The following is a 4,123-nucleotide window of genomic DNA, read 5'->3' on the forward strand; positions in this document are numbered from 1 at the left end:
CAAACGGCGCTGGAGATGCGGGTGGCGACGCCTGGGGGGCGATTTCACGTTCGCTGGGACGAAGGGGGAAGTGCTACGGCCTTGGGGCAGTTGGCGTTCTTTGCCGAGTTCCTCGAAGTCTCGGGTCTATTCGCCCGCTGGCGGGACGGGTGCCCGATGGCGTACACCAGCCCCAACGCACCGGAAGTCGTTGACGTTCTCGGCACCTGGCTATTGTCGATCCTGGATGGCCAGCGGCGCTATGCGCACGTGACCGGACTGCGTGGCGACAAAGTCGCGCCACAGATTCTGGGCATGAACAAGATCATCAGCGATGAAAGCCTGCGCCGCGCTCTGGCGCATCTGGCGCCGAATCAACCCCGATACTGCAGCGACGAAGAACGCGCTGCTCGGTCGGCGCAACTGGCGAAGAGTACGGCGTGGATGGACACCGCACTTTCGGAGAGTAGCCGAGAAGCGCTAAGTACGCCCTGGATTCTCGATGTCGACACGACCGTCAAGCTGCTCTACGGCCACCAGGCGGGCGCCGAGATCGGCTATAACCCCACGAAACCGGGACGCCCCAGTCATACGCTGCACACCTACTGGATCGGCAACCTGCGTCTGGTGCTTGATGTGGAGGTGCAAGGGGGCACAGCCAGTGCCGGCAAATACAGCCGGCCCCGGCTACGCCTGCTGCTTGAACGGCTCGCGCCTGAGGAGCGTCCCGTCCTGGTGCGCGGCGATATCGCCTTCGGCAATGAAGGCATGATGGCCGAGATGGAAGAGATGGGGCAGCACTATCTCTTCAAGCTCAAGCAAACGGCGGGGGTCAAGCGTCTGATCGAGCGGCTCTGGCGGCGAGGCGACTGGCAGGGTGTCGGCCAGGGTCTGGACGCCGTGGAAGCCGAACTCCAGTTGGCGGGCTGGACTCGCGCGCGGCGTGTCGTGGTACTGCGGCGACGTGTCAAGTCCAGCCTGGTCGCCGACGCAAGTCATGAGAACCCGCAGCCCGAGTTGCAGTTCCTCGACCATTCCGAGGCCGCCAAACTCTGGGAATACGCCGTCCTGGTCAGCAACGCCGACTACTCGATACAAGCCATCGGCCAGTTGTACCGGGATCGGGCCGATTGCGAAAATGGCTTCGACGAACTGAAGAACCAGTGGGGCTGGGGCGGCTACACCACACAGGATCTGGAGCGCTGCAACCTCTCGGCGCGGGCGGTGGCGCTGATCTACAACTGGTGGAGTTGGTATGTGCGCCTTGCGCACCCGAAGACACGCCTGGAAGCGATCACCAGTCGCCCGATGTTGCTCGCCGGCGTGGGCCGCCTGACCGAGCACGCCGGCCAGTCCCGCTTGCTACTCACGCTTTCCCATGCGGCGGTGGACCAAATCAAAGCGATGATCGTCAATGTTCGCAAGGGTCTTGACCATGTTCTGGCAAGTGCGCCTCAGTTGCCGAAAGCTGCCCGATGGCCGGCGCTTGTCCGCTACATCGTCGATAAAATCATCAACGCCAGACCAAAAACATCGCCTCCTACGCCTTTGGCTCCCCCTTCTCTCGCACTGGGAGCGAGTTAACAGAGGATTCTAGGTTAATGCCTTCTGCCCGAGTTTCGTCAGCGTCGAAGGCGGCAGGCTGCGCGCCGGCCGCGCCATCGCCAGCGACGATGGCGGCTTGGCCAGCGCTCCTGCCAGCGCTTTTTCCACGGCTCTTGCCAACCTTCCCGACCCCGTACTCGCCGACACGCGCCACCCCTTCAACATCCTGATCACCGGCGTCGGCGGTACCGGCGTCGTCACTCTCGGCGCGCTGCTCGGCATGGCCGCGCACCTCGACGGCAAGGGTGTCTCGGTTCTCGACATGACCGGCCTGGCGCAGAAATTCGGCGCCGTCTTTTCGCACCTGCGCATCGCCGACCGACCCGAGGACCTGCATGCCGCGCGCATCGCCACCGGCGAAGCGGACGCCGTGATCGGCGGCGACCTCGTGGTCACCGCCGGCGCCGAAGCCTTGTCGAAGGTTCTTGCCGGCAAGACACGGGCAGTCGTCAACGTCGCCGAAACACCGACTGCCGAATTCACGCACAACCCCGACTGGCAATTTCCGCAGCAAGCGATGCAGGCCCGCGTCGACGAAGCCTGCGGCGCCGGCCGGACCCTTTTCCTCGACACCGCCGCGATGGCCCGCCGCCTGATGGGCGACGCGCTCTACGGCAACCTGTTCCTGCTCGGCGTCGCCTGGCAACGCGGGCTGGTGCCGCTCTCGCTGGCGGCGATCGACCGATCGATCGAGCTCAACGGCGCCGCCGTCGAGCAGAACCGCCAGGCCTTTCTCTGGGGCCGGCGCGCCGCGCACGACCCGGAAGCCGTCCGCCGCCTGCTGCAACCGGCGGGTACGCCGACGGCGCTGCCAATCTCGCGCAGCCTCGACGAGGTGATCGAGCGACGCGTCGAGACCCTCACCGCGTATCAGAACGCGCGCTACCGAAGCGCCGCTGCAATCGACCGCCCTGAGCGAAGCTGTCGCTCGCGCCTACGGCAAGTTGCTGGCGGTCAAGGACGAGTACGAAGTCGCGCGACTGCACGCCGATCCGGCTTTCCGCCGGCAGTTGGCGGAAGAGTTCGAAGGCGACTTCACGCTGCGCTTCCATCTCGCGCCGCCGCTCCTCGCGCGGCCGGACCCGCAAACAGGCCGAATCCGCAAGCGCAGCTACGGCGCCTGGATGATGACCGCGTTCGGCTGCTTGAGCCGGCTCAAGGGCCTGCGCGGCACCTTCCTCGACCCCTTCGGCAGGACCGACGAAAGGCGCATGGAACGGCAACTGATCACCGACTACGAGGCCGATGTCGAACTGATCCTCGCGCAACTCAAACCCGACACGCTGGCCACTGCCATCGATCTGGCGAGCGTGCCGGAACGGATTCGTGGCTTCGGGCACGTCAAGACGGCGTCGGTGCGGCAGGCCCGCGCCAGACGCGACGGCCTGCGCCGGCAACTGCTCGCGGCGCCAGCCAGCGGCCAGGCGAACGCGGCGTGAGCGAGCGTCGGAGCGTCATCGCCCCATCGGTCGGGTCAGGCCGCAGGCCGCAACCCGACAACCCCGTCGAGTTACGCTGTGCTAACCCGACCCACCAGGCTGGTCTTTCGGCAGCAGGCTCGCAGGCAGCAAGAAGCGGTCGGGTCGGCCGGGCAAAGGGACGAAGCCGAAATGTGTGTAGAACGCCGCAGCCGCTTGATCCTTGGCGTCGACGACAATGCCGGCGACGGCCAGCACCGCGCCGGCCTGCACGACTTTCGCGCAAGCGTCGGCCAGCAGAATCGACCCCAAGCCCTTTCCTTGAAACTGCGTATCGACGGCGAGGCGACCTATGAGGGCGATCGGCACCGGATAGCGAGGCAGCTTGCGTGCCAGCGCAGACGGCAGATCGCCGCAAGCGACGCTGCCGGCGCTCAGGGTGAAGAAACCCGCCAATCGCTCCGGCTGATCGTCGGGCGTGGCAACGAAGACACGCGCCACGTCTTTCCGCACATCTTGCGACGCATAGCGGCGAATGTACTCGTCGAGCGGCGGGCTGCCGCAGTGGAAAGCAGCGACATCCTGTGCGGCGTCGAGCGGGTTGATCCGATAAGCACTCACTTCCGGAGGCTGCTCGCATGGCGCTGGAAGGCGCGCTGCAGTGCAGCGTTTGGCCCGTCAAGCGCGTCGAGAGCGGCGAGAAAAGCCGCGAAATCCGCCGCTTGCAGGGTGATCGACGCGTGGGCCTCGACCACTCGCTCGGCTGAAGCCACGGCCTGCGTGAGCACGAACTCCGAAATGCTGACATGCGAGTAAGCGGCCGCGCGTTCGAGCAGTTCGCGCGCACGCCTGTCGCAGCGGATGTTGAGGCGGCTTTCCTTGATGGCGGTGCTGGTCATGGCGGATTTCCGGAAATGAACACCAAGAATGTACGCCGGATGTGCGCACGCTGCAAGACGCCTGATTGCAGACCCTACGCACACGCCGTCCTTGCGGCGCGCCGACGGAACTCGTTGAGCTTCGCAAGAGCTCAGCTCAACCTGCCGCCGCTGTCAGACCCCGAGATCTCGGCCGAAAGGATAGGAAATCCAACGGCCCCATCGAGAGTATATGAGCCTTCA

Annotated in this window: 4 protein-coding genes and 1 pseudogene; 3 read left to right on the top strand and 2 right to left on the bottom strand. The window is 65.4% G+C overall.

Annotated elements, in window-relative coordinates; translation table 11 throughout:
- Positions 1-15: 15 nt before the first annotated feature.
- The 3 genes and pseudogenes from CAPSK01_RS22535 to CAPSK01_RS22545 all read left to right on the top strand — a co-directional run bounded on the left by CAPSK01_RS22535 (position 16) and on the right by CAPSK01_RS22545 (position 3,023).
- Positions 16-1,563 (top strand): transposase, encoded by a 1,548-nt coding sequence (locus CAPSK01_RS22535; RefSeq protein ID WP_273703469.1) that lies wholly within the window; start codon positions 16-18, stop codon positions 1,561-1,563.
- A 241-nt stretch (positions 1,564-1,804) separates the two neighbouring features.
- A pseudogene (locus CAPSK01_RS22540) lies at positions 1,805-2,266 on the top strand (2-oxoacid:acceptor oxidoreductase family protein); the annotation flags it as partial.
- Between the two features lie 229 nt (positions 2,267-2,495).
- Positions 2,496-3,023, top strand: a complete 528-nt coding sequence (locus CAPSK01_RS22545) for a DUF6537 domain-containing protein (RefSeq protein WP_337958569.1) — start codon at positions 2,496-2,498, stop codon at positions 3,021-3,023.
- An 81-nt stretch (positions 3,024-3,104) separates the two neighbouring features.
- Here the strand turns inward: CAPSK01_RS22545 and CAPSK01_RS09695 are convergent, their stop codons facing one another.
- On the bottom strand, positions 3,105-3,623 hold the full coding sequence (locus CAPSK01_RS09695) for a GNAT family N-acetyltransferase (protein WP_034925772.1): 519 nt from the start codon (positions 3,621-3,623) through the stop codon (positions 3,105-3,107).
- Entirely contained in the window at positions 3,620-3,901 is a 282-nt protein-coding gene (locus tag CAPSK01_RS09700; protein WP_034925774.1) for a DUF1778 domain-containing protein, read from the bottom strand. Before CAPSK01_RS09700 ends, CAPSK01_RS09695 begins: the two co-directional genes overlap by 4 nt.
- Positions 3,902-4,123: the final 222 nt, after the last annotated feature.

It is taken from the genome of Candidatus Accumulibacter vicinus (assembly GCF_000584955.1).
GTDB lineage: Bacteria > Pseudomonadota > Gammaproteobacteria > Burkholderiales > Rhodocyclaceae > Accumulibacter > Accumulibacter vicinus.